This is a genomic window from Bradyrhizobium sp. B124 (genome assembly GCF_038967635.1).
GTDB lineage: Bacteria > Pseudomonadota > Alphaproteobacteria > Rhizobiales > Xanthobacteraceae > Bradyrhizobium.
Genome location: NZ_CP152413.1, coordinates 5,286,582 through 5,311,061, shown reverse-complemented (window position 1 = coordinate 5,311,061; position 24,480 = coordinate 5,286,582). Strand labels below are relative to the sequence as shown.

Sequence of the window (24,480 nt, the reverse complement as noted above, 5' to 3'; positions counted from 1 at the left end):
GAGACTAATCGTTTCCATGCTAAGTACAATTTACCGAATGTCATTGTTATATTAAGACTGAGCTTAATGGTCTCGACCGACGACATCCGCTTCTTCCTGGCCATCGCCGCGGCCCGATCGCTCGCGGCCGCGGCGCGGGCGCTCGACGTCACGCCATCGGCGGTCTCGCAGCGGCTGCAGAGCCTCGAACAGCGTCTCGGCGTTCAACTGGTCAGCCGTTCGGCCCGGCGGTTGACCTTGACCGACGAGGGCGAGCTGCTGGTGCTGCGCGGCAGCGCGCTGCTCGACGAGGCGACGGAGTTGACGGAAGCGCTGCAGGCGCGTCGCGGAACCATCGCCGGTCACCTGAAAATTCTTGCACCGCTCGGCTTCGGACGCCGCTACATCGCCCCGATCGTTGCCGCCTTCCGATCCCGCCATCCCGACGTGTCAGTCGAGCTCGAACTGTCCGATCGGCCGGGACGTGCCGCTGCCGGCGCGTGGGACGTCATGATCCACATCGGCGCGTTGAAGGATTCCACGCTTCGTTTGCAGCGCCTTGCGCCCAATGAACGCTTTCTCTGCGCCTCCCCGGCCTATCTGAAGCGCCGTGGAACGCCGGCGAGCCCGCAGGAGCTGCGCGGGCATGATTGCATCGCATTGCGCGAGAACGAGGAGGACGTGACGCTCTGGCGCTTCTCGCGTAGGCGCGCGCCGGCGGAGCCTGATGTCATCAGGATCGAGCCGATGCTGTCGAGCAATGACGGCGAGGTGGTGAAGGCCTGGGCGCTGGCGGATCATGGCCTGATCGTCAGGTCGGAGTGGGATGTCGCCGAGGATCTCGCCGGTGGCCGGCTGGTGCGGGTGCTGCCGAGCTTCCGCCTGCCGCCGGCCGACATCGTCGCGCTGCTCAATCCGGGCCGCAGTGGCCGAGCCAGGCGCACGCAGGCTTTTGTCGAGCATCTGCGCGATGCCCTCTCACCGCCGCCTTGGCGCAGCAGGCCGCGCTGACAAACGGCGCGATCGCTTACGCCGCGCCGGCCTGCTTGCTCAGATGGCTCCTGGCAAAGTCGAGATACCAGTCGAGGCAGCCGGGATTGGCCATCGCATCGCGGTTGATGACCTTCTCGACGGAATGGCCGAGCAACAGCTTCTTGACCGGCAGCTCCTGCTTCTTGCCGGACAGCGTGCGCGGAATTTCCGCCACGACGAAGATGTCGTTGGGCAGGAAGCGGCGCGACAGCCCGGCTTCCACGGCCTTGTTGATCTTCGCCTTCATCGCGGCATCGAGGACAATGCCCTCGCGCAGCACCACGAACAGCGGCATGTAGCTGTCGCGGCCGAGATATTCGAGGTCGACGACCATCGAATCCAGCACCTCCGGCAGCGCCTCGATCGCCGAATAGAGCTCGCTGGTGCCCATCCGCAAGCCGTGGCGGTTGATCGTGGCGTCGCTGCGGCCGTAGATCACGCAGGAACCGTCGGGGTTGATCTTGAGCCAGTCGCCGTGCCGCCACACCGGGCCGCGGCCACTTCCGTCGAAATTGTCGGGATAGGTCTCGAAATAGCTCGACAGATAGCGCGCATTGCCGGGATCGTTCCAGAAGCGCAGCGGCATCGAGGGCAGCGGCTCAGTGCAGACGAGCTCACCGACCTCGTCGATCACGGCGCGGCCCTGCTCGTCGAAAGCTTCCACCGCGCAGCCGAGCAGGCGGCACTGCATGATGCCCGGGGTCTGCGGCAATTCGCGATTGCCGCCGATGAAGGCGCCGGCGAAATCGGTGCCGCCGGAGATATTGGCCCACCACATGTCGGCCTGGGCGGCATTGCCGTTGCGCTTCGAAAGCGCTGCGAAGCGTTCGTTGAACCAGGCTTGGGTGTCGGCGCTGAGCGGCGAGCCGGTCGAGCCGAGTGCGCGCAGGCTAGAGAGGTCGCCGACCTTTGCGAGATCGATCTCGGCCTTGGTGCAATTGGCGAAGAACGCCGCGCCCGCGCCGAAGAAGGTCGCCTTGGCGTCGGCGACGAAGCGCCACAGCGTGGTCCAGTCCGGCTTGTCCTTGGTGCCGCCGGGGCTGCCGTCGAAAATGCAGCAGGTCGTGCCGTTGAGCAGGCCGTTGGCCTGGCAATTCCACATGATCCAGCCGGTCGACGAGTACCAGTGGAAACGCTCGCCGAGCGAATTCGGGTGGTAGCTGCAGCCGATGTCGTTGTGCAGGGTCGAGAGCGGCAGCGCCACGACGATGATGCCGCCATGGCTGTGCAGGATCGGCTTCGGCAATCCGGTGGTGCCCGAGGAATAGACGATCCAGAGCGGGTGGTCGAACGGCAGCCATTCCGGCTCGAAGGCGTCGATCTCCGCGCTCTGGCCGGCAAGGATGGACGACAGCAGTGTTTCGGACGGCGCGGCATCGCTGTGCAGGATGACATGCTGCACCGTCGGCAGCGCGCGCCGCAATTCCTCGATCACCGGCTTCCGGTCATGGCGCTTGCCGGCATAGGTCACGGCGTCGCAGGCGATCAGCACTTTCGGCTCGATCTGCTTGAAGCGGTCGATCACCGCGGGTGCGGCCATGTCGGGCGCGCAGACACTCCAGATCGCACCCAGGCTCGCGGTCGCCAGAAACGCGATGATCGTCTCGGGGATGTTCGGCAAGTACGCCGCGACGCGGTCGCCGGCACGGACGCCGTTGGCCTTCAGGTGCAGCGCAAGCGCCGCCGATTTGCGCTGCAGCTCCGGCCAGCTCGTCTCCGAAAGCTTGCCCTCCTCGCCGCTCGAGATCAGCGCCGGCAGGCCGGCGGCGTGCGCCGGCGCGACGTGCCGGAAAACCTGGCGCGCATAGTTCACCGAAGCGCCGGGAAACCACACCGCGCCCGGCATCTTGCGTTCGGCCAGCACCGCCGAATGCGGCGTCGGCGAGCGCAGGTCAAAATAATCCCAGACGCTCTGCCAGAAGGCGTCGATATCGGTGACCGACCAGCGCCGCATCGCCTCGAAATCCGCAAATGCGAGGCCGCGCGTGTCCTTCAGCCATTGCCGGTAAAGGGCCATTTGCGGGACGTAAGGTGCTGTCATGGGCGTTTCCGAAATGTCTTGTGGTGTGGCATGCGCGATCGAGGCAAGCCTTCGTGTCTTAACATAGTGATGCGAGCACGGGGAACGCAGTCGAGGTCGTGGCTTGCGTCATATTCTTACCGCCGCCGTAGCGTGCTATTGCGTTGGGTGCGGGGCTGATTCCATGCCCATCCGATAGCGAGCGGCCATGTCCGTCGGCGAACTTTTCATCCTCGGCTTCTACGGCAAGGTCGTCCCGTCCTGGCTGAGGGAATTTGCTGCGCAGTTCGGGCTCGGCGGGGTGATCCTGTTCGATTACTCGTGCCAGACCAGACAATACGACAACAACATCATCTCGCCCGCGCAGCTGCAGTCGCTCTGCGCCGAGATCGCTACCCTGCCGTCGCAGCCGCTGGTCTTCATCGACCAGGAGGGCGGTCTGGTGCGCCGGCTCAAGGATAGCCTGGGTTTTCAGCCGCTGCCGAGCGCGAAGGATTTCAATCGGCTCACGCATGCGGACAAGCAGGCGATCCTGGCTGCGAGCTATGGCGAGCTGCGGCGGCTCGGCATCCGCTACAATTTCGCGCCCGTCATCGACGTGGACTACAATGCCGACAATCCCAATATCGGCAAGATCAAGCGGTCCTATTCGTCCGATATCGGCGAGGTCGAGGCCAACGCCCGCCTGGTCGACGCTACTGCGCGGCAGGCCGGGGTGGGCCTTTGCCTGAAGCATTATCCGGGCATCGGCGGCGCGCATGTCGATTCACATCTGGAGTTCATGGACATTTCCGATGCGCTGCGGCCGGAGCAGGAGGAGCTATTCTACGCATTGGCCCCGGATACCTTCGGCGATGCGGTGCTGGTCAGCCACGCCATTGTCCGCCAGTGGGACGCGCAGCATCCGATGACCCTGTCATCGGCTGGAATCGCCCGGCTTCGCCACCGGCTGCCCGAGACGCTGCTGATCACCGACGACATGCAGATGCAGGGGCTGCAAAAGGCGCTCGGCACCAGCGCGGCCAGCCTGCAGGCGATCGCCGCCGGCGTGGACATGATCTGCATCGGCAACAATCTGCTCGACCAGGAGCAGGCGATCGCCGGCATCGCCGCGGCGGTCGCGGGTGCGCTGCAGGACGGATCGCTGGATCAGGCCGCGGTGCGGCGCTCCATTGCGCGGGTGCAAAGGCGCAAGGCACTGCTCGCCTGACGGCATTGAACCAAATTTTCTGCCGGGCGACCATAAGGAACGGAACCAAACTTCATTGCCGCGAGTTAACACAGACGCTCATCGGGGCAACGAACCATGAAGATGCTCAAGCGTCTCTTCCGATTGACCTGGCTACGCCGCGTCCCACGCAACTCCGCCGATTTGCCGCCTGCCTGCATCGATCCCGACGAATTCATCCGCCTGCTCTGCAGCGGGCGCCGCGAGGATTTGCGGATACTGGCAAAGCGGCTGAGCCAGCGTTCGCGGGCTCACGCATAGGCAGCGGAGCCGTCCAATCGTGAGCCGGTTCGCGCAGGGCCGGCAATGCGGCGCGCGGCCGCGATGCCGTTCGGTCCTCATGCGATCGACCTATTGCTTCGCCTTCTCGTGATTGCCGATCCCGACTGCCTTGTAGTCGTAGGTCGGATAGAACTCGGTGTGGTAGGCGCCCCAGGCACTGTTCTCGATGACGCGATTGACCTCGCGCAGCCGCGAGGCCGGCAGCCGCAGGGTCACCACCTGGCCGACCCCCATCATCACGTACCAGCTCACGACCTCGACACCTTCGGGCGGAAATGCCTTGTAAAAGCCCTGCCGCTCGAGTTGCGCATTCAACTCGCTGAGCGGGCGTGACTGATCATGCTTGAAGAAGATGGTGACCATGATCGCGTTGTCTGACGTCGGCGCGGCATTGCTGGTCGGCGTGGTCTGGGCCTGCGCGCCGGTACCAGACAGCAGTGCCGCGGCGAGCGCCGCAATCGTCATCCAGGATCCATTCCGCCCGTTCCGCCCTCGCTTCATTGTCGCGCCCTTTTGTTGTTGATCGAGAGGCGGCGATCATCGCGGCGCATGCCGGGGCTGTAAATTGACATTCGCCTGACCCGACGACCACCCGCGCGGCCCTGGAGCTTCGGTTCTGATAGAATTGAAGCTCCAGTTTGTTGTTTTGCCGCGTTTTCTTCACGCGAACCGGTGTCCACCCCGCATCAAGTGCGGGGCAGGCTTCGCTCGAAAACGCTCTGGGCCGATGTGATCCGTCTCATACGCGCGTCGGCCGGCGTGCGGTAAGCCGATGCGATCCCGATGCCCGGAGGGTTGATCGATGACGACCCGGCGAATGGCGTATTGGTGGTTCAGGTTCGTCCTTTCGGGACGCTTCCTGCAGAAATTCCTCCGGCGGCGGCGCCCTTGATGTCTGAGGGCGGCGCGCACCCCGCCCATTTCAACCTGAAGCCAGGCGGCGGATGTGGGCGCCGATGCGCCCCGGAGCGCATCGGGAAGGTAAAATCCAACCTGCGGGCATCATCGGGATGAAGTGGCCTTGATGCCCCGTAAGACTACTGTCCTTCGGCTCAAACAAGCGAGATTCGTTGCCAAATCAGCGGTAATCTGCGCCTGCTTGGCAGGTCGGGGCCCGAGGTCACAGTTGCGTCACCCGTAGTTTTACGGAGTCCCGTGTTAACGCGGCCACAAGTTCACCTTCGGTAAACCATACTTATGACGCAACATGACAATCGAGCCGAGGCGCGCCTTCCGCCATGGATGGGCGGAACCGCGACGCTCGAGGCGCAGCCGCCCGAGATTCAGGGTGCCGCCGTGCCGCGAACGCAGGTGGCCGCGGACGCCGGGGCGGCGATCGTCCGGCAGTTCAACGGGCCGGTGACAGCGCTGCTGCTCTACATGAACGAGCTCAAACAGCACAGTCAGCAGTTCGCGCATGCGCCCGGAAACGGCGTCTATCTGCGGCAGGTGATCGAGAACGCGCTCGAGCAGACCGAGCGGGTATCCGCGATGCTGAAGCAGATCTCCGATCTCTATCCGAATGCGATACCGGCCACCGATCTCAGGCCGCCGCTCGACGACAAGCCGGCAGGCGCCCGGTCACCCGATGTCATGTTCACGCCGGAGGCAGGCCGCAAGCCGCTGACCAAGCGCGAGCGTGAGGTGCTCAGCCTGATCAGCGACGGCTATTCCAACAAGCAGGGCGCGTTGCGGATGAACATCAGCCCGCGCACGTTCGAGAGCCATCGCGCCGAAGCCATGCGCAAACTGGGTGCGCGCAACACCGCAGATCTCGTCCGCAAGGCCTTGTTGCATTCCGCCTAGAGCGTTTTCAAGCGAAGCCTGCCCCGCACTTGATGCGGGGTGGGTACCGGTTCGCGCAAAGAAACGCGTCAAAACCAAAGTCCAGAGTTCGGTTCCGATTCCAACGGAACGGGGCTCTGAGTCGGCGAATTCGGTTCGCTAGAACCCGGTTCTCAGAAATCGTCTTCCGCGGCGAAGCACAGGCGCGGCGCGAGCCGCGCGGCGGAGGCGGCTGACTTCGGCTCGTCCGGAACGATCGTGACCACCCATGCCGCCGTCGCGCCGGACTTGCTTTCGACGATCGCGCGCACACGTCCCGTCACTGTCGCGCCGGCGGATCTGATGGTGGCGGGCCGGCCGTTGAACTGGGCCATGCGGAAGCGCCGGGCTTCCTTCCGGTCGGTCGTCTCGTACGTGAACATCGGCTCCCCCGTGCGTCGACGCGACTTTGCGGATGCAGCGTTATCCGACGGTGAAAATCGTACGCCGTAGAAGTACGGCTTGTGGGCCGGCGGGAGCGCTTTCGCGCGAAGCGGGTAGCGATTCGCGTGAACAAGACGCGTCAGGAATAGCAGTTCTAGCCGCCGGTTTCCTGGCAACTCAGCAACCCCGCATACTGCGCCTTGACCGTGGCGTAGCATTCGCACGCGGTCCTGATCAGTCCATCCGCATTGGTGATCTCGATGTGGCCGCGGCTGTAGTGGATGAAATTCGCCTGTTGCAAGGTATGCGCGACCAGCGACACGCTGTTGCGGCGTGCGCCGATCATCTGGGCCATCGCCTCCTGCGTCAGGGCGATCTTGTTGCTGCCGGAGAGATCGCGCGTGTGCAGCAGGCATCGCGCCAGCCGCGACTCCACGGTGTGCGCGGCGTTGCAGCCGGCCGTCTGCTGGATCTGGGCATAGACGGCGAGACCGTGCCGGATCAGCATCGCTCGCAGAGTCGGGCTCTGGCCGGCGGCCGTCCGCAAGGCTTCGACCTCGATCGTCGAAGCGACGCCCGGGACCAGCACCACGGCGCTGTTCAGCGTGGGAGCTTCACCAAGCCCCGCGAACGCACCGTAGATGCTGCCGCGGCCGACCATCGCGATCTGCACGCACACGCCTCTTGCCAGCCTGACCACCAGCGAGATCACCCCCTTGTGCGGCATGTATGTCCGCTCGAGCATCTCGTCGGTCTCGATCAGGACCGAATCGGCGGCGAGGTCGATCGTCCGCAAATAGGGCCGGATCAGCCCAAAATCGCTCTCCGAGAGCGAAGACAGAAATCCGTTGGGCGATCGCGGAACCGTATCCAAAGCAACCTCCTGCCTTCCGGCAAAGCTTGTCTCTGGTCATCAAAGCTGATGCGTGCAGTTGGGTCGTTATGCAACTTATTCTGGCACGTCTTGGTTCCAATGGAAACATATCTTGGTTCCATTAGGAATACGCCGATCGCCGGAGCGTCACGTTATCCGCGGCTGCAGCGGGTCGCCGCGATCAATCTTCGGGCCCGATCAATTGTTCGGCGTGCGCCTTGACGGTCGCATAGCATTCACACGCTGCCTTCCGCAGACCGTCGATATCGGTGATTTCGATATGGCCGCGGCTGTAGCGCAGGATACCGGCCTGCTGAAACCCATGCGCGACGATCGAAACCGCATTGCGCCGCACACCGATCATCTGCGCCAGCATCTCCTGGGTCAACGGCAAGGCTTCGCTGCCGCACAGGTCGCGCGCGCGCAGCAGCCAGCGCGACAGCCGTGCCTCCACCGGATGCGACACGTTGCAGGCGACGGATTGCTGGGTCTGCGCCATCAGCGCCTGCTCATAGAGAGCAACCAGGGTCCGGAACTCCGCGCTGCGATTGGCGGTCTCGCGGAAATCTTCCGCCCGCACCATCGATGCCGTGCCCGGCACCACGACGATCGCGTCGGCGAGCAGCGGCCGCTCATGCAGGGCGGCGGATGCGCCGACGATGCCGTCACGACCGATGGTTGCAATCTCGACGGATTGCCCGTCGGACAGATTGACCATCATCGAGACCACACCGCCGTGCGGGAAATAGACCCGCTGCACCGGCGCGCCGGCATCGGCGAGCACCGTTTCCTTGGTCAGGTCGACGGTTTCCAGAACGGGATGAAGTTGCGCGTATTCCGTGGAGGGAAGTGCTTGCAACAGACGATTGGGCGGACGCGATACCGCGGACATTGGAGCTCCTGCCGAGGGCGGGAGCACTACGGTCTCGCATCACCTACTCTTGGCGTGTGGAAAGCGAACATAGCTTGCCTGTCCAATAGCACAAGGGTTGTGGTGCGAACTCTATACCCTCTAGGGGGCAGACGGTCGGCAATCGCATCGGCCTGCGCGGCGTTCGAGGCGATTCGAATGCCGCGTATCCCGGACGAGACGGTTGCGACGTTGTCTCGCATTTATTGATTTCCATTAACTCTGATGTTTACCCAAGCGTGTGCCGTCGCGATGGCCATTACGGATGTCGAAGGCCCCCGTCGGCAGCGCGAGCATGCGGCAAGTCCCGCAAATGCGAGGACAAATTCGCTGTCACGAGATTGATCCGGCGGCGAACATGCGTCGCTTAGCTGAGCGTCTGCACGGCGGCCGTGGAATTACCGGCAAAGCCATCCTGGGTATTTGTACGGAGCAGCCCTTTAACGAACGGGTAGCGCGGACGGACCAGTGTGGCACCGGTCGCCGTGCGAAATTTACGGCGTCGCGTCATTCGTGTTCATCCAGAAGGGTACCAGTATGTCCGGCATCGTCCTTTCGTCATCGGTCCGTCAGAACCTGCTTTCGCTGCAGTCGACGGCCGACCTGCTCGCCACCACGCAGAACCGCTTGTCCACCGGCAAGAAGGTCAACACCGCGCTCGACAATCCGACCAACTTCTTCACGGCGCAGTCGCTCGACAACCGCGCCAGCGACATCAACAATCTGTTGGATGGTATCGGCAACGGCGTGCAGGTGCTGCAGGCCGCCAACACCGGCATCACTTCGCTGCAGAAGCTCGTCGACAGCGCCAAGTCGGTCGCCAACCAGGCCCTGCAGGCCGCGGTCGGCTACTCCCAGAAGTCACAGGTGACGACCGCCGTGGTCACCGGCGCGACCACCGACGATATCCGCGGTACCGCCACCTACAGCAACGCGACCCTCGCTGGTACGGTCGTCAACAACAATCTCACGGTGCCGGCGCCGATCACGGCCGCCACCAAGCTCGTCACTGCGGCCAACTCCGACAGCCTGGCGGCGACCCCGACCGGTACGATCAGCGTCAACGGCAAGTCGATCACGTTCTCGAACACGCAGACCACGTCGACGACCGATTCGTCCGGCAACGTGACCCTCGGCACGGGCGCGGGCAGCACGCTGACGGTCGGCGACCTGCTCACCGCGATCGACGGCATCACCGGCACGGCCACCGCTTCCACCGTGGCGGCTGGTGCGCTCCAGATCAGCACCGGCACCAACCAGGATCTCAACATCTCCGGCTCGGGCCTCGCCGCTTTCGGCCTTACCGCCGGAACCAAGGCACGCACCGTGGCAACGCCTTCGCCGCTGGATGGCTTGACGCTGACGATCGGCGCGACCGGCAACGGCAAGGCCACCAACATTACGTTTGGTAGCGGCGCGGGCCAGGTGAAGTCCCTCAACGACCTGAACAACGCACTGTCCGCGAACAACCTGCAGGCGTCGCTCAGCGCGGGCGGAGCGCTCACCATCAGCACCACCAACGATGCTGCGTCCGCGACCATCGGCACGATCGGTGGCACGGCAGCCGGCGCCGGCAAGCTGTTCAACGCCCTTGTGGGCAGCGCCCCGGTGCAGGATCCGAATGGGCTGGCGAACCGCGCCAACCTGGTCAACCAGTACAACAACATCCTGGACCAGATCACCACGACCGCCCAGGACGCGTCGTACAACGGCATCAACCTGCTCAATGGCGATCAGCTCAAGCTGACCTTCAACGAGACGGGCTCCTCGACGCTGAAGATCCAGGGCGTCACCTTCGATGCCTCCGGCCTCAACCTCACCAAGCTGACCGCCGGCACGGACTTCATCGACAACGCTTCGGCCAACGCCACGCTGAAGACGCTCAACAGCGCGAGCGGCCTGCTGCGCACCCAGGCTTCGACCCTCGGTTCGAACCTGTCGATCGTGCAGATCCGCCAGGACTTCTCGAAGAACCTGATCAACGTGTTGCAGACCGGCTCGTCCAACCTGACGCTGGCCGACACCAACGAGGAAGCGGCCAACAGCCAGGCGCTGTCGACCCGCCAGTCGATCGCGGTGTCCGCGCTGGCGCTGGCCAACCAGTCGCAGCAGAGCGTTCTGCAGCTGCTCCGCTAAGCGTAGCCGCGACAGACAACGACTATCGAGGCGGCGGAGGAAACTCCGCCGCCTTTGCTTTTGGGTTCGCTTAACCATCCCGCCGGTTTCAACCCTTGTTCAACCCATGGGCGATCGCGCTCTGATGCAGGCGGATGTCATGGCCGCCAGCATTTCGCGGGATTTAACCGTCCCTCGATCGCATTTCGTTCAAATTGCGACGACAGGTGGAACGGGCTCTTTCCCGTCCGGGTGGTAAGGGCTTGTTGCTGTGAAACTGGCCGCGATGTCGTGATGCGTCGTCCTTGAACGGCTTCATCGTCCGTATTTGCACGGACGACGAAATTAACGTCGCCGTCAAGCCGGCCAAGTTATCGATGCGAGGCGTGCGTTTCCGTAGCACCTTGAGGGGACCGATTCATGGACGATCTGTTGCGCGAGTTCCTGACGGAGAGCAGCGAGAGCCTGGACACGGTCGACAACCAGCTGGTGCAGTTCGAGCAGGATCCGAACAACGCGAAGATCCTGGATAACATTTTCCGGCTTGTGCACACGATCAAGGGGACCTGCGGCTTCCTCGGGCTGCCGCGGCTGGAAGCGCTGGCGCATGCCGGCGAGACCCTGATGGGCAAATTCCGCGACGGCATGCCGGTGAAGGCGGAAGCCGTGACGCTGATCCTGTCCTCGATCGACCGCATCAAGGAGATCCTTGGCGGGCTCGAGGCGACCGAGGCCGAGCCTGAGGGCAACGACCGCGACCTGATCGATCAGCTGGAGGCGATGGTCGAGCACGGCATGGCGGCGATGTCAGGCTCGACGCAGTCGATGCCGACTGCCGGTGAGGCTGCTCCTGAAGACATGCCTGTCGTTGAATCTCCATCCGTGCAGGCAGCGATGACTGAAGGCACGCTGGTGGTGCAGACGCTGGAGCGTCCGCTGCGCCCTGGCGAGGTCTCGCTGGACGAACTCGAGCGCGCCTTCCGCGAGACCGAGATTGAAGTCGCAGCACCCGCACCTGTGCCGGTCGCGAAGCCCGCAGCCGAACCGGCTGAAGCCGCAAAGAAGCCGGTGCGCAAGGCCGCCACCGAGGATGTCCAGGAAGGCGACAAGATCGCCAACCAGTCGATCCGGGTCAACGTCGACACCCTCGAACACCTCATGACCATGGTCTCCGAGCTGGTGCTGACCCGCAACCAGCTGCTGGAGATCTCACGCCGCAACGAGGACACCGAGTTCAAGGTGCCGCTGCAGCGGCTCTCCAACGTCACCGCCGAGCTGCAGGAAGGCGTCATGAAGACGCGCATGCAGCCGATCGGCAATGCCTGGCAGAAGCTGCCGCGCATCGTCCGCGATCTCTCCGGCGAGCTCGGCAAGCAGATCGAGCTGGAGATGCACGGCGCCGACACCGAGCTCGACCGCCAGGTGCTCGACCTGATCAAGGACCCGTTGACGCACATGGTGCGCAACTCCGCCGATCACGGCCTGGAGACCACCGCCGAGCGGGTCGCTAGCGGCAAGCCCGAGCAGGGCACCATCCGCCTCAGCGCCTATCACGAAGGCGGCCATATCATCATCTGCATCGCCGACAATGGCCGCGGGCTCAACACCGAGCGGATCAAGGCCAAGGCGCTCCAGAACGGTCTCGTCACCGAGGCTGAGCTGGAGAAGATGACCGAAGCCCAGATCCACAAGTTCATCTTCGCGCCGGGCTTCTCGACCGCGGCGCAAGTCACCTCGGTGTCCGGCCGCGGCGTCGGCATGGACGTGGTGCGCACCAATATCGACCAGATCGGCGGCACCATCGACATCAAGAGCGTGGCCGGTGAGGGCGCCTCGGTCACCATCAAGATCCCGCTGACGCTTGCGATCGTCTCCGCGCTGATCGTGGAAGCCGGCGGCGACCGCTTTGCGATTCCCCAATTGTCTGTGGTCGAGCTGGTGCGGGCCCGCGCCAACTCCGAGCACCGCATCGAGCGGATCAAGGACACCGCGGTCTTGCGGCTGCGCAACAAGCTGCTGCCGCTGATCCATCTGAAGAAGCTCCTCAAGATCGACGATGGCGCCACCTCGGATGCCGAGAACAGCTTCATCGTGGTGACGCAAGTCGGCAGCCAGACCTTTGGCATCGTGGTCGACGGCGTGTTCCACACCGAGGAGATCGTGGTCAAGCCGATGTCCACGAAACTGCGGCACATCGACATGTTCTCCGGCAACACCATTTTGGGCGATGGTGCTGTGATCATGATCATCGACCCCAACGGCATTGCCAAGGCCTTGGGCGCGTCCGGCTCCTCGGCCCATGACATGGCCGACGACAATGCGGCAGCGCATGCCTCGAGCGGCGAGCAGCTGACCTCGCTGTTGGTGTTCCGCGCCGGTTCCAGCCAGCCGAAGGCGGTGCCGCTCGGCCTCGTCACCCGGCTGGAGGAGATCGCAACCGACAAGATCGAGCTCTCGAACGGCCGCTACATGGTGCAGTACCGCGAGCAGCTGATGCCGCTGGTGCAGATGGCAGGGGTCGAGGTGCAGACCCAGGGCGCGCAGCCGATCCTGGTGTTCGCCGACGACGGCCGCTCGATGGGGCTCGTGGTCGACGAGATCATCGACATCGTCGAGGAGCGGCTCAACATCGAGGTCGCGGGCAGCCAGGACGGCATTCTGGGCTCGGCCGTGATCAAGGGCCAGGCCACCGAGGTGATCGACGTCGGCCACTTCCTGCCGATGGCGTTTGCCGACTGGTTCTCGCGCAAGGAGATGCGCCCGTCGGCCTCGGCGCAGTCGGTGCTGCTGGTCGACGATAGCGCGTTCTTCCGCAACATGCTGGCGCCGGTCTTGAAGGCCGCCGGCTACAAGGTGCGGACCGCGCCGAATGCGCAGGAAGGGCTCGCCGCGCTGCGCTCGGGGCAGGCCTTCGACGTCGTGCTGACCGACATCGAGATGCCCGAGATGAACGGTTTTGAGTTCGCCGAGAACATCCGCTCTGACCAAAACCTCACCGGGCTGCCGATCATCGCGCTGTCGGCAATGGTGTCGCCGGCGGCAATCGAGCGCGGCCGGCAGGCCGGATTCCACGACTATGTCGCCAAGTTCGACCGTCCCGGGCTGATCGCGGCGCTGAAAGAGCAGACCGCCGAACTGCGCCGCGCGGCTTAAGGGAAGCGAGCATGATCCGGAAAGGTGGGAACCGGTTGTCCGATCCGATCATGCTCAAACAAAAGGTTGAGTGATGACCAGCAAGACCGAGACCAGTGAAGGCGCGATGGCCGAATACGTCACCGCCGTGATCGGCGGGCAGCTGTTCGGCCTGCCGATCTCGCGGGTGCAGGACGTGTTCATGCCGGAGCGGCTGACGCGGGTGCCGTTGGCCTCCAGCGAGATCGCCGGCGTGCTCAATCTGCGCGGCCGCATCGTCACCGTGGTCGACATGCGCGCCCGGCTCGGCCTGCCCAAGGCCGACGACGGCAAGCCACCGATGGCGGTCGGCGTCGACCAGCGCGGCGAATCCTACGGCCTGCTGATCGACCAGATCGGCGAGGTGTTGCGGCTGCCCGATGACAGCCGCCAGGACAACCCGGTCAACCTCGATCCCCGCATGGCCAGGCTCGCCGGCGGCGTTCACCGCCTCGACGGACAGCTCATGGTCGTCCTCGATGTCGATCGCGTGCTCGAACTGGTGCCCAAGACACTTGCTGCAGCGTAACGCTCCGCCGCGGAGACGGCGGACTCTACAAGGAGGCCAACATATGAAGACATGTCTTGTCGTCGACGATTCCGGTGTGGTGCGAAAAATCGCACGCCGCATCCTCGAAGGAATGGAATTCACCGTCATCGAAGCCGAGGACGGCGCGGTCGCGCTCGAAGCCTGCAAGCAGGCGCTGCCGGACGCGGTGCTGCTCGACTGGAACATGCCGGTCATGGACGGCTTCGAATTCCTCGTGCAACTGCGCCGCATGCCCGGCGGCGATGTGCCGAAGGTGGTGTTCTGCACCACCGAGAACGGCATCGACCACATCTCGCGGGCGCTGCATGCCGGCGCCAACGAGTACATCATGAAGCCGTTCGACAAGGACATCGTGATCGCGAAATTCCAGGAAGTGGGTTTGCTGGCGCTCGATGCGTCGGCCGAAGCCTAATACCCACCCAGTTTCACCCTTTGCCTTTGCGAGGCTCCCGTGACGCCCCCCGACTACGAGTATCTGCGTAAGCTCCTGAAGGACCATTCCGGTCTCGATCTGTCCGCGGACAAGCAATATCTGATCGAGAGCCGCCTGCTGCCGCTGGCCCGCAAATGCGGCCTGTCCGGCATCCCCGACCTGATCGCCAAGATCAGGGCCGGCTCATCGACGCACACCGTCCAGGTGGTCGAGGCGATGACCACCAACGAGACGTTCTTCTTCCGCGACAAGGTGCCGTTCGATCATTTCCGCGACACCATCATACCCGAGGTCCTGAAGGCGCGCGCCGCGCGCCGCAGCGTCCGGATCTGGTGCGCCGCCGGCTCGACCGGCCAGGAGCCCTATTCGCTGGCGATGTGCCTCAAGGAGATGGGCGCAGCGCTGGCGGGATGGCGGGTCGAGATCACGGCGACCGACCTGTCGCAGGAGGTGCTGGAGAAGTCGAAAGCCGGCATCTACAGCCAGTTCGAGGTGCAGCGCGGGCTGCCTATCCAGATGCTGGTGAAGTATTTCAAGCAGTCGGGAGAACTCTGGCAGATCAATCCCGAGTTGCGCGCGATGGTGCAGCACCGTCAGCTCAATCTGCTGCACGATTTCTCCCAGCTCGGCACGTTCGATGTGATCTTCTGCCGCAATGTGCTGATCTATTTCGATCAGGACACCAAGATCAACATCTTCAACCGGCTCGCCCGGTTGATGGAGGCCGACGGCTTCCTGGTGCTCGGCGCCGCCGAAACCGTGGTCGGCCTGACCGATACGTTCAAGCCGATTCCCGAGCGGCGTGGCCTGTACCGGCCGAGCGGGGTGCGGCCTGCGCTTGCGATGCCGCGGACTGCCATGGCGGTCGGATATTGAGCGATGACGGAGGACGGCAAATCAATTGAGCGTGTCACGTTCAGCCGGGGCGTCGATGTCTGCATCATGGCCATCGACGGCACCTGGCGGCGCGACTGCCAGCTCAATGCCATCTCCGACAATGACGCGGCGTTGACCGTCGAGGGTTCCATTCAGGGGCTCAACCTGAAGGAGTTCTTCCTCCTGCTGTCGTCGACCGGGCTCGCCTATCGCCGCTGCGAGCTGGTCCGCGTCAACGGTACCGAAATGGATATCAGCTTCCTCAAGGGCAAGCCGAGCAAGCGGCGGTCGGGCTCCGACGAAGAGCGGGCCAGAGCCTGACGTAACGAGGGCCTGACCTCAAGAAGGCCTGACCCGGCTGGATGGTCGATGCCTGCCGCCAATCCGAATGTGGAACGGATCGCCGCCTCGAGGGTTGGGGCGTCGTCGGCACAATCTGCGTGATGGCGCCGAATTCGGTGGCGGCCTGTCCGGCTGGTCAGTTCAGGAGGCGCGCCGGCGCCTCTGAATCGCGCAGCCGATCGAGCGCCGTGCCGAGGCCGGCGTCGCAGGCCCTCAGGGCCGTGGACGCCACGGCATAGCGCGGGGTGACGTCGTCAAGCACGAAGATGTCGGCGGCGGCGTCCTGCTCGGCCAGAAATGCCTCGCGCGCAATCGCCGCCTCGATCAGCCGCAGGCTCGCCTGGACATGGCCGATCAGCGCGACCAGGTCGGTCACGATCAGGCTGTAGGGATCGCTGCCCTCGTCCAGGCACACCGCAACGCCGTCCGCCGCTGCATTTTCCATGCATGTTTCTCCACTGCCCCCACTTTTAGGGACCGCGGTGCTACTTGTGCGTTAAGCGGACGTCCCGTACAAATACGGGTCCATTAATCGAGATGGTCGAGTTACTTCTTGTGCAGTCTGGGCAGCACGCTTCACCACTGATGGACGAGACATATGGTTGAGAATGGCGCTCCTCGCGGGGAAATCTTTGTAGTCGACGACGACCCCGCCGTTCGCGAGACGCTGTCCGTGGTCCTGTCGACCGCCGGCTACAAGGTGATTTGCTTTGCAGACGGCGCTGCGCTGCTCGCGGTGGCGCGCAGCCGGACGCCGGCCTGCATCCTGCTCGACGTGCATATCCCCGGCAAATCCGGCCTCGATATCCTGAAGGAGCTGCACGGCGAGGATTATCCGGCGCCGATCTTCATGATCTCCGGCCAGGGCGACATCACGATGGCGGTCAGCGCCATCAAGAACGGCGCGCTCGACTTCATCGAGAAGCCGTTCCGCGGCAACGAGATCGTCAGCCGCCTCAATGAGGCGATTGACGCCTATACCAGGCGCCAGGCCGAGACCTCGGCATCGCGCATCGCCGCGCTGCACTTTCCCGGCCGCGAGCCGCTGACCCGCCGCGAACGCGAGGTGCTCGAGCAGTTCACCGCGGGCGCCTCCAACAAGGAGGCCGGGCGTCACCTCGGGATCAGCCCGCGCACGATCGAGGATCACCGCGCCAACATCATGAAGAAGCTCGGCGCGCGCAACGCCGCCGACCTCGTCCGCATCGTGATGACGGCGCAGCAAAAGTAAGCCAAGGTCGGGCCAAGGCGGTCTACGCTCCGATTTCGTACATCGCGGGGTTTGTGCGGCGCACGCCCGGCACACGGGCGGCGAACGGCACGTCTGCGCCGCGCGCGGGACGAGACGTCCGGAAATCCTGTATATGCGTGGCGCAGGGCATGCGTGCCGAGACCGCGCGCGCGAGCAATGGCGAGACACGCGATATCGAAACACGCAATATCGAAGCATATGGCGCATCCAAGATGACCAACAAGAACAAGACCCCGGATCAATTGCGCAGCGCGCGCTGGTTTGCGCCCGACGATTTGCGCGCCTTCGGCCATCGCTCGCGCGCGATGCAGATGGGCTACGCGCCGGAGGAATGGCGCGACCGGCCGGTGATCGCGATCATCAACACCTGGTCGGACGCGCAGCCCTGCCACATGCACTTCAAGAGCCGGGTCGATGACGTCAAGCGCGGCGTGCTGATGGCCGGCGGCTTTCCGCTCGAGCTGCCGGCGCTGTCGCTGTCGGAATCGCTGCTGAAGCCGACCACCATGCTCTACCGCAACATGCTCGCGATGGACGCCGAGGAGCTGCTGCGCGGCCATCCGGTCGACGGCGTGGTGCTGATGGGCGGCTGCGACAAGACCACGCCCGGCCTGCTGCTAGGGGCCACCAGCATGAACCTGCCGGCGATCTATCTGCCGGCCGGGCCGATGCTGCGCGGCAACTGGAAGGGCAAGACGCTCGGCTCCGGCTCGGATGCCTGGAAATACTGGGACGAGCGCCGCGCCGGCAAGATCTCCGACAAGGACTGGGTCGACATGGAGGCCGGCATCGCCCGCAGCTATGGCACCTGCATGACCATGGGCACGGCCTCGACCATGACCGCGATCGCAGAAGCCATCGGCATGACGCTGCCCGGCGCCTCGTCGATCCCCGCGGCCGACGCCAACCATATCCGGATGAGCTCGGAAGCCGGCCGCCGCATCGTCGAGATGGTGTGGGAGGATCTGACGCCGCAGAAGATCCAGACGCGAAAAGCGTTCGAGAATGCGATCACCGTCGCGATGGCGATGGGCTGTTCGACCAACGCCATCATTCACCTGATTGCGCAGGCGCGCCGCGCCGGCCAGGACATCTCGCTCGACGATTTTGAAGTCGCGAGCCGCAAGGTGCCTGTCATCGCCAATGTGCGGCCGAGCGGCGACCTCTATCTGATGGAGGATTTCTTCTATGCCGGCGGGTTGCCCGGCCTGATGAACCGCATCAAGCCGCATCTGCATCTCGACTGCATGACGGTGTCGGGCAAGACGCTCGGCGAGAACATCGAAGGCGCGGAGGTTCATAATGATGATGTCATCCGCACCGTCGACAACCCGATCTACAAGGAGGGCGCGCTGGCGGTGTTGAAGGGCAATCTCGCGCCCGACGGCTGCGTCATCAAGCCGTCCGCCTGCGATCCGCGCTTCCTCAAGCACACTGGACCTGCGCTGGTGTTCGACGACTATCCCTCGATGAAGAAGGCAGTCGACGACCCCGATCTCGACGTCACGGCCGATCACGTGCTGATCCTGCGCAACGCGGGCCCGCAGGGCGGCCCGGGGATGCCGGAGTGGGGCATGCTGCCGATCCCGACCAAGCTCGTGAAGCAGGGCGTGCGCGACATGGTGCGGCTGTCGGATGCGCGGATGAGCGGCACCAGCTACGGCGCCTGCATCCTGCACGTCTCGCCGGAGTCCTTCATCGGAGGCCCGCTGGCGCTGGTGCGGAACGGCGACCGCATCACGCTCGACGTCGCCGCGCGCACCATCAATCTCGATGTGCCGGAGGCGGAGCTGGCCAAACGCCGCGCCGAATGGAAGCAGCCCGAGCAGCGCTTCGAGCGCGGCTATGGCTGGATGTTCTCAAAACACATCAAGCAGGCCAATGAAGGCTGCGACTTCGATTTCCTGGAAACCGGTTTTGGTAAACCGGTGGGCGAGCCGTCGATCTACTGACCGTCGTTCCGGGGCACGCGCAGCGTGAACCCGGAACCCATTTCTCCGAAGCGCATGCGGCCTGATGGATTCCGGGTTCGCGCTCTGCGCGCCCCGGAATGACGAAGGGAGCACCGATGTCAAAACTCAGCGACACCACCCGCAACAAGCTGAAATCCGTTTCCACCGCCACCGTTGCGACCGCGCTGTTCAAGCGCGGATTGCGCATCCAGATGATCCAGGATGTTCATCCCCTGAGCCCGGATCAGCCGATCATGGTCGGCGAGGCCTTCACGCTGCGCTACATGCCGGCGCGCGAGGATCTCAACACGATCGAGGTGTTCCGCGACCGCGCGCATCCGCAGCGCAAGGCGATCGAGGATTGCCCGCCGGGCAGCGTGCTGGTGATGGACAGCCGCAAGGATGCGCGCGCGGCGTCGGCCGGCGCGATCCTGGTGACGCGGCTGATGAAGCGCGGCTGCGCCGGCGTCGTCACCGACGGCGGCTTCAGGGATTCGGCCGAGATCGCGCGGCTGGACTTCCCGGCTTTTCATCATCGCCCGAGTGCGCCGACCAATCTGACGCTGCATCAGGCGATCGAGATCAATGTCCCGATCGGCTGCGGCGACGCGCCGGTGTTCCCCGGCGACGTGATCCTTGGCGACAGCGACGGCGTCATCGTGATCCCGGCGCATCTCGCCGACGAGATCGCGAACGAGACTTTCGAGATGACCGCGTTCGAGGATTTCGTCACCGAGCAGGTGCAGAACGGCCGCGGCATCTTCGGCCTCTATCCCGCGACCGACGAGCAGACGCTGAAGGATTTTGCGGCCTGGCGGAAGGCGAAGGGGCGGTAGCGGCTCCACGCCTTCCGCTGTCGTCCTAGCGAAAGCCAGGACCCATAACCACAGGGAGGAGTTTGGCGAAGACCGGCAGTGATCCATCGCCGTGGTACGACCACCGCGCTTCATCGATAGATCACGCGGTATGGATCCTGGCTTTCGCCAGGACGACGATGGGGATGGGACCGGGCAAGCTAACCGGTTCCAGTCGCCTCGGTGGCGTCCGTAGCCCGGATGGAGCGAAGCGCAATCCGGGACTCTCGCATGCGGCGTGACCGCCCCGGATTTCGCTGCGCTTCATCCGGGCTACGGGAACTCCCTACACCTCCGCCTTGTCCGCCATCCCGACCGCCCACAGCGCGAACGCGTAGACGATCGCGACCTCGTCGAGGCGGTTGAAGCGGCCGGAGGCGCCGCCGTGGCCGGCGCCCATGTTGGTGCGCAGCAGCACCGGGCCGCCGCCGCGCATGGTGGCGCGTAGCCGTGCGATCCATTTCGCCGGCTCCCAGTAAGTCACGCGAGGATCGGTGAGCCCGCCCATCGCGAGGATCGCCGGATAGTCCTTCGCCGCGACATTGTCGTACGGCGAATAGGACAGGATGGTGCGGAAATCCTTCTCGCTCTCGATCGGATTGCCCCATTCCGGCCATTCCGGCGGCGTCAGCGGCAGGGTGTCGTCGAGCATGGTGTTGAGCACGTCGACGAACGGCACCTCGGCGACGATGCCGGCAAACAGCTCGCCGGCGCGGTTCGCGACCGCGCCCATCAGCATGCCGCCGGCCGAGCCGCCATGCCCGACGATGCGTTTTTCACCCGTGTATTTAGCCTCGACCAGCGCGCGGCCTGCGGCGGCGAAATCGTCGAACGTGTTGGTCTTCTTCTCGCGCTTGCCGTCGAGATACCAGCCCCAGCCCTTGTCGGCGCCGCCGCGGACATGCGCGATCGCGTAGACGAAGCCGCGGTCGACCAGCGACAGCCGGTTCGCGGCAAACGACGCCGGCATCGCCATGCCATAGGAGCCGTAGCCATAGAGCAGCAGCGGCGCGTTGCCGTCGCGGGCAAAATCCTTACGGTGCAGGATCGAGACCGGTACCTGCGCGCCGTCATGCGAGGTCGCCATGATCCGCGTGGTGACGTAATCGGCCGGGTTGTGGCCGGACGGAATCTCCTGCCGCTTGCGCAGCACCCGCGTCCGCGTCGCCATGTCGTAGTCATAGACCTCCGACGGCGTCGTCATCGACGAATAGGCAAAGCGCAGATTGGTGGTGTCGAATTCGTAGCCGCCCATGGTGTCGAGCGAATAGGCCGCCTCGTCGAACGCGATGGCGTGCTCCTCGCCGCTCCTGAGGTCGCGGATGATGATCGCCGGCAGGGCGTTGGCGCGCTCCAGCCGCACCATGTGGCCGGCATAGAGCTCGACGTCGAGCACATAGACGCCCTCGCGATACGGGATCAGGTCGCGCCAGTTGGGGCGCTCGGGCGTGGCGAGCGGCGCGGTGACGACCTTGAAGTCGATCGCGTCGTCGGCATTGGTCAGGATGAACAGCTCGTCGCCGCGGTCGGCGATCGAATACTGCACACCTTCCTCGCGCGCCGCGACCAGCCGCGGCGGGGCGTCGGGATTGGAAAGATCGATCAGCCGCTGCTCCGAGGTCTCGTGGTCGCCGCCGGCGATCACGCAGAAGCGGCCGCTCGCGCTCTCGTGCAGATGGGTGAACCAGCCGGAATCCTGCTCCTCATAGATCAGGGTGTCGTCGGCCTGCCTGGTGCCGAGCCTGTGCCGCCACACCTGCATCGGGCGGTGATTGTCGTCGAGCTTGACGTAGAAGAAGCTCTCGGAATCCGCGGCCCAGACCACGCCGCCGTCGGTCTCCTCGACGAGGTCGTCGAGATCGCCGCCGGTTGCCCAGTCGCGCACGCGGATCGAGAAATATTCGGAGCCCTTGGTGTCGGCGCTCCAGGCGTGCAGGCGGTGGTCATTGGAATGTCGGCTGCCACCGAACTTGAAATATTCGTGGTCCTTCGCCAGCGCGTCGCCGTCGAGCACGACATGCGTGTCACCACCGTCGCGCGGCGTGCGGCAGTAAAGCTCATGCTGGCCGCCCTCGCGGAACTTGCGGAAATAGGCGAACGGGCCGTCCGGCGACGGCACGCTGGAATCATCCTCCTTGATCCGCCCGCGCATCTCCTTGACCAGCCGCTTCTGCAAGCCGTCGGTATGGCCGAGCAGGCTGTCAGTGTAGCCGTTCTCGGCTTCGAGATAGCTGCGGATGTCAGGATCGAGGATCGAGGGATCGCGCAGCACCTCCTGCCATTTCGGATCCTTGATCCAGGCATAGTCGTCCGTCACCGTGATGCCGTGGGTGGTGAAGGAATGCGGCCGGCGCGGCGCGACAGGGGGCGGTGTTGTGGTGGCGGATTTGGTCACACGATCCTCATGGTGCGGGGTTCCGCCTTATATCGGGATGAATGTGGCGATTGCCAGATGGGATGGGTCGTCGATTGGCTTCTACTCTATCCCCGTCATTGCGAGGAGCGAAGCGACGAAGCAATCCATTCTATCGCCGCGCGGAGCGATGGATTGCTTCGCTGCGCTCGCAATGACGGTCCGGATAAAGCGTTACCCGTTCCTCAGCTTCGCGCCCGCGTTGCCGCCCGTCATCGGGATCTGGTTCACCGCCAGCACCACGGCGAATGTGATCACCAGCATCGCGATGCCGAGCACGGCGATCGCAGCGAGGTCGCCGCCTTCGTTGAGATCGTAGATCAGGACCGACAGCACCTTGGTCTGCGAGGTGAACAGCACGATCGCGGCCGACAGTTCCCGCATCACGCCGATGAAGATGAAGCACCAGGTCGCGATCACGCCGGTGCGCAGCAGCGGCGCGGTGATCTGGCGCAGCGCCTGCAGCCTCGTCGCGCCGAGGATGCGGCTCGCCTCCTCGAGCTCGGGATGAATGGTTGTGAATGCCGCCTGCAATTGCTGATAGGCCGACGGCAAATTGATGGTGAGGAACGCCAGCAGCAGGATCCACAGCGTGCCGTAGAGCACGAAGGGCGGCCGCGTGTAGCTCAGGAACAGACCGACGCCGAGCACGATGCCGGGAACGGCGACCGGCGCCGTGGCGAGGAACCCGAGGATGCGGTGGCCTGCGATCACCTTCCGCGTCGTGACATAAGCGATCACGAGCGCGAGGATGGTGCCGATCGTCGCGGTCGCGGTGCCCAGGATCACGGTGTTCTTCAGCGCGAGCTGGGTCGACGACAGCTCGGTGAACACGAAGACGATGTTGTGCAAGGTCAGTGTCGACGGCGTCACCAGCGTGGTGGCGTTGGGCGAGAACGCGGCGTTGAGCAGCGCGAGGTACGGCAGGAACACGGGATTCAGCAGCACCAAAAGGCAAAAGCCGAGCGCGGCCCAGCGCCAGCCGCGCAACTCGACCCGGCGCGGCGCGCCATATTTGCCGCCGATCACCGAATAGCTACGGCGGCCGAGCAGCGCCTTCTGCCCCTGCAGCAGCAGGATGGTCAGCACCAGCAGCGGCACCGCGGCGGCCGCGGCCAGCTCGAGTTTTGGCGGATACTGGAACAGGCTCCAGATCTTGGTCGTCATGGTGTGGAAGCCGGCCGGCAGCGCCAGGATCGCCGGGGAGCCGAACAGCGTCATCGCCTGCAGGAAGGCAATCAGCGCGCCTGCGACCAAAGCGGGCAGCGCGAGCGGGATGGTGACCCGCCGCGCCGTGGTCCAGGCATTGCCGCCGAGGATCGCGGAGGCGTCCTCCAGCTCGCCCGGCATGGTGTCGAGCGCATTGGCCACCATCACGAACACGAACGGGAACGTGTAGCAGGAGATTACGAAGATGATCCCGGTCATCGAATAGATGTTGAACAGCGCGTCCGCATCCTCGCCGGCGAACAGCCGGTAGAGCTGGTTGAGCAGCCCCGAATTCGGCGCCGCCAGCAACTCCCAGGCGACCGCGCCGAGGAACGGCGGCGTCACGAACGAGGCCGTCACCAGCGCGCGGATGGTCTGCCGGCCCGGCATGTCGGTGCGCGACACCAGCCAGCTGAGCGGCGCCGCGACGATGCAGCAGATCAGCGCCGACGTTGTCGCGATGATCGCGGTCGTCAGCAGCGGATCGAGGAAATCGGGATTGCTGAACAGCGTGACGAAGTTCTGCAGCGTCGGATGGCGATTCTTGTCGGTGAAGGCGTAGACCGCGAGCCACGACAGCGGCAGCAGGATCAACAGGATGAGCACCGCGGCGAACAGCCACAGCACGGGGCGTGTCCAGTCGATGCGGGGTTTTGCGGCAGAGGAGGTTGTTGTGAGAGTCACGCGAGATATCTCCCCTCGTCATTCGCGGTGCGCAATTGCGCACCTGAGGGCGCGCGCAGCGCGAGCCCGGAATCCATTGCACCGCCAGCACATGCG

General features: G+C 64.5%; 20 protein-coding genes. 12 read left to right on the top strand and 8 right to left on the bottom strand.

Annotated features, from left to right (window positions below):
* Positions 1-66 precede the first annotated feature (66 nt).
* Positions 67-990: a LysR substrate-binding domain-containing protein gene (locus AAFG13_RS25245; RefSeq protein WP_342708566.1), complete on the top strand. Its 924-nt coding sequence runs from the start codon at positions 67-69 to the stop codon at positions 988-990.
* A 16-nt stretch (positions 991-1,006) separates the two neighbouring features.
* Here AAFG13_RS25245 and AAFG13_RS25240 read toward each other — a convergent pair whose 3' ends face one another.
* Entirely contained in the window at positions 1,007-3,052 is a 2,046-nt protein-coding gene (locus tag AAFG13_RS25240) for an acetoacetate--CoA ligase (protein WP_342708565.1), read from the bottom strand.
* A gap of 187 nt (positions 3,053-3,239) precedes the next feature.
* Between AAFG13_RS25240 and AAFG13_RS25235 the strand changes: the two genes are divergently transcribed.
* Positions 3,240-4,241: a glycoside hydrolase family 3 N-terminal domain-containing protein gene (locus tag AAFG13_RS25235; RefSeq protein ID WP_342708564.1), complete on the top strand. Its 1,002-nt coding sequence runs from the start codon at positions 3,240-3,242 to the stop codon at positions 4,239-4,241.
* A gap of 369 nt (positions 4,242-4,610) precedes the next feature.
* On the opposite strand, the gene AAFG13_RS25230 is transcribed toward AAFG13_RS25235, so the two are convergent.
* Positions 4,611-5,006, bottom strand: coding sequence for a hypothetical protein (locus tag AAFG13_RS25230; protein WP_342708563.1), 396 nt, complete (start codon positions 5,004-5,006; stop codon positions 4,611-4,613).
* Between the two features lie 732 nt (positions 5,007-5,738).
* On the opposite strand from AAFG13_RS25230, the gene AAFG13_RS25225 reads away from it, so the two are divergent.
* Positions 5,739-6,347, top strand: coding sequence for a helix-turn-helix transcriptional regulator (locus AAFG13_RS25225; protein ID WP_342708562.1), 609 nt, complete (start codon positions 5,739-5,741; stop codon positions 6,345-6,347).
* Between the two features lie 152 nt (positions 6,348-6,499).
* On the opposite strand, the gene AAFG13_RS25220 is transcribed toward AAFG13_RS25225, so the two are convergent.
* From AAFG13_RS25220 to AAFG13_RS25210, 3 genes are all read right to left on the bottom strand, one after another.
* Positions 6,500-6,748 carry a hypothetical protein gene (locus tag AAFG13_RS25220; RefSeq protein ID WP_092121780.1) on the bottom strand — a complete coding sequence of 83 codons (249 nt, stop codon included), beginning with the start codon at positions 6,746-6,748 and terminating at the stop codon, positions 6,500-6,502.
* Positions 6,749-6,903: 155 nt separating this feature from the next.
* Positions 6,904-7,623, bottom strand: a complete 720-nt coding sequence (locus AAFG13_RS25215; RefSeq protein ID WP_342708560.1) for a Crp/Fnr family transcriptional regulator — start codon at positions 7,621-7,623, stop codon at positions 6,904-6,906.
* A gap of 181 nt (positions 7,624-7,804) precedes the next feature.
* A complete protein-coding gene (locus AAFG13_RS25210) occupies positions 7,805-8,515 on the bottom strand; it encodes a Crp/Fnr family transcriptional regulator (protein WP_249132617.1) in 711 nt (236 codons plus the stop codon).
* A 555-nt stretch (positions 8,516-9,070) separates the two neighbouring features.
* Between AAFG13_RS25210 and AAFG13_RS25205 the strand changes: the two genes are divergently transcribed.
* The 6 genes from AAFG13_RS25205 (at position 9,071) to AAFG13_RS25180 (ending at position 15,999) form a co-directional block, all read left to right on the top strand.
* Positions 9,071-10,669 carry a flagellin gene (locus AAFG13_RS25205; protein WP_212319029.1) on the top strand — a complete coding sequence of 533 codons (1,599 nt, stop codon included), beginning with the start codon at positions 9,071-9,073 and terminating at the stop codon, positions 10,667-10,669.
* A gap of 399 nt (positions 10,670-11,068) precedes the next feature.
* Positions 11,069-13,801 carry a hybrid sensor histidine kinase/response regulator gene (locus tag AAFG13_RS25200; protein ID WP_342708559.1) on the top strand — a complete coding sequence of 911 codons (2,733 nt, stop codon included), beginning with the start codon at positions 11,069-11,071 and terminating at the stop codon, positions 13,799-13,801.
* A 73-nt stretch (positions 13,802-13,874) separates the two neighbouring features.
* Positions 13,875-14,348 carry a chemotaxis protein CheW gene (locus tag AAFG13_RS25195; protein WP_176534295.1) on the top strand — a complete coding sequence of 158 codons (474 nt, stop codon included), beginning with the start codon at positions 13,875-13,877 and terminating at the stop codon, positions 14,346-14,348.
* Positions 14,349-14,391: 43 nt separating this feature from the next.
* Positions 14,392-14,781, top strand: a complete 390-nt coding sequence (locus AAFG13_RS25190; RefSeq protein ID WP_212316523.1) for a response regulator — start codon at positions 14,392-14,394, stop codon at positions 14,779-14,781.
* Positions 14,782-14,820: 39 nt separating this feature from the next.
* On the top strand, positions 14,821-15,678 hold the full coding sequence (locus tag AAFG13_RS25185; RefSeq protein WP_342708558.1) for a protein-glutamate O-methyltransferase CheR: 858 nt from the start codon (positions 14,821-14,823) through the stop codon (positions 15,676-15,678).
* Between the two features lie 3 nt (positions 15,679-15,681).
* Complete coding sequence (locus AAFG13_RS25180) at positions 15,682-15,999, top strand: hypothetical protein (RefSeq protein ID WP_050404430.1); 318 nt, start codon at positions 15,682-15,684, stop codon at positions 15,997-15,999.
* Positions 16,000-16,156: 157 nt separating this feature from the next.
* Here the strand turns inward: AAFG13_RS25180 and AAFG13_RS25175 are convergent, their stop codons facing one another.
* Positions 16,157-16,465 (bottom strand): hypothetical protein, encoded by a 309-nt coding sequence (locus AAFG13_RS25175; protein ID WP_342708557.1) that lies wholly within the window; start codon positions 16,463-16,465, stop codon positions 16,157-16,159.
* A 153-nt stretch (positions 16,466-16,618) separates the two neighbouring features.
* On the opposite strand from AAFG13_RS25175, the gene AAFG13_RS25170 reads away from it, so the two are divergent.
* The 3 genes from AAFG13_RS25170 (at position 16,619) to AAFG13_RS25160 (ending at position 20,060) form a co-directional block, all read left to right on the top strand.
* A complete protein-coding gene (locus AAFG13_RS25170; protein ID WP_092121810.1) occupies positions 16,619-17,251 on the top strand; it encodes a response regulator in 633 nt (210 codons plus the stop codon).
* A gap of 233 nt (positions 17,252-17,484) precedes the next feature.
* Positions 17,485-19,224 (top strand): L-arabinonate dehydratase, encoded by a 1,740-nt coding sequence (gene araD, locus AAFG13_RS25165; RefSeq protein WP_342713393.1) that lies wholly within the window; start codon positions 17,485-17,487, stop codon positions 19,222-19,224.
* A 116-nt stretch (positions 19,225-19,340) separates the two neighbouring features.
* Positions 19,341-20,060 carry a ribonuclease activity regulator RraA gene (locus tag AAFG13_RS25160; protein WP_342708556.1) on the top strand — a complete coding sequence of 240 codons (720 nt, stop codon included), beginning with the start codon at positions 19,341-19,343 and terminating at the stop codon, positions 20,058-20,060.
* A gap of 304 nt (positions 20,061-20,364) precedes the next feature.
* On the opposite strand, the gene AAFG13_RS25155 is transcribed toward AAFG13_RS25160, so the two are convergent.
* Together AAFG13_RS25155 and AAFG13_RS25150 are read right to left on the bottom strand one after the other, a co-directional pair.
* Positions 20,365-22,473 (bottom strand): S9 family peptidase, encoded by a 2,109-nt coding sequence (locus tag AAFG13_RS25155; protein WP_342708555.1) that lies wholly within the window; start codon positions 22,471-22,473, stop codon positions 20,365-20,367.
* Positions 22,474-22,665: 192 nt separating this feature from the next.
* On the bottom strand, positions 22,666-24,384 hold the full coding sequence (locus AAFG13_RS25150) for an iron ABC transporter permease (protein WP_342708554.1): 1,719 nt from the start codon (positions 24,382-24,384) through the stop codon (positions 22,666-22,668).
* Positions 24,385-24,480: the final 96 nt, after the last annotated feature.

Excerpts from the sequence above, each read along its gene's own strand:
- AAFG13_RS25245 (WP_342708566.1), top strand. The coding sequence starts at position 67 with ATGGTCTCGACCGACGACATCCGCTTCTTCCTGGCCATCGCCGCGGCC.
- AAFG13_RS25240 (WP_342708565.1), bottom strand. The coding sequence starts at position 3,052 with ATGACAGCACCTTACGTCCCGCAAATGGCCCTTTACCGGCAATGGCTG.
- AAFG13_RS25235 (WP_342708564.1), top strand. The coding sequence starts at position 3,240 with ATGTCCGTCGGCGAACTTTTCATCCTCGGCTTCTACGGCAAGGTCGTC.
- AAFG13_RS25230 (WP_342708563.1), bottom strand. The coding sequence starts at position 5,006 with ATGACGATTGCGGCGCTCGCCGCGGCACTGCTGTCTGGTACCGGCGCG.
- AAFG13_RS25225 (WP_342708562.1), top strand. The coding sequence starts at position 5,739 with ATGACGCAACATGACAATCGAGCCGAGGCGCGCCTTCCGCCATGGATG.
- AAFG13_RS25220 (WP_092121780.1), bottom strand. The coding sequence starts at position 6,748 with ATGTTCACGTACGAGACGACCGACCGGAAGGAAGCCCGGCGCTTCCGC.
- AAFG13_RS25210 (WP_249132617.1), bottom strand. The coding sequence starts at position 8,515 with ATGTCCGCGGTATCGCGTCCGCCCAATCGTCTGTTGCAAGCACTTCCC.
- AAFG13_RS25205 (WP_212319029.1), top strand. The coding sequence starts at position 9,071 with ATGTCCGGCATCGTCCTTTCGTCATCGGTCCGTCAGAACCTGCTTTCG.
- AAFG13_RS25200 (WP_342708559.1), top strand. The coding sequence starts at position 11,069 with ATGGACGATCTGTTGCGCGAGTTCCTGACGGAGAGCAGCGAGAGCCTG.
- AAFG13_RS25195 (WP_176534295.1), top strand. The coding sequence starts at position 13,875 with ATGACCAGCAAGACCGAGACCAGTGAAGGCGCGATGGCCGAATACGTC.
- AAFG13_RS25190 (WP_212316523.1), top strand. The coding sequence starts at position 14,392 with ATGAAGACATGTCTTGTCGTCGACGATTCCGGTGTGGTGCGAAAAATC.
- AAFG13_RS25180 (WP_050404430.1), top strand. The coding sequence starts at position 15,682 with ATGACGGAGGACGGCAAATCAATTGAGCGTGTCACGTTCAGCCGGGGC.
- AAFG13_RS25175 (WP_342708557.1), bottom strand. The coding sequence starts at position 16,465 with ATGGAAAATGCAGCGGCGGACGGCGTTGCGGTGTGCCTGGACGAGGGC.
- AAFG13_RS25170 (WP_092121810.1), top strand. The coding sequence starts at position 16,619 with ATGGTTGAGAATGGCGCTCCTCGCGGGGAAATCTTTGTAGTCGACGAC.
- araD (WP_342713393.1), top strand. The coding sequence starts at position 17,485 with ATGACCAACAAGAACAAGACCCCGGATCAATTGCGCAGCGCGCGCTGG.
- AAFG13_RS25160 (WP_342708556.1), top strand. The coding sequence starts at position 19,341 with ATGTCAAAACTCAGCGACACCACCCGCAACAAGCTGAAATCCGTTTCC.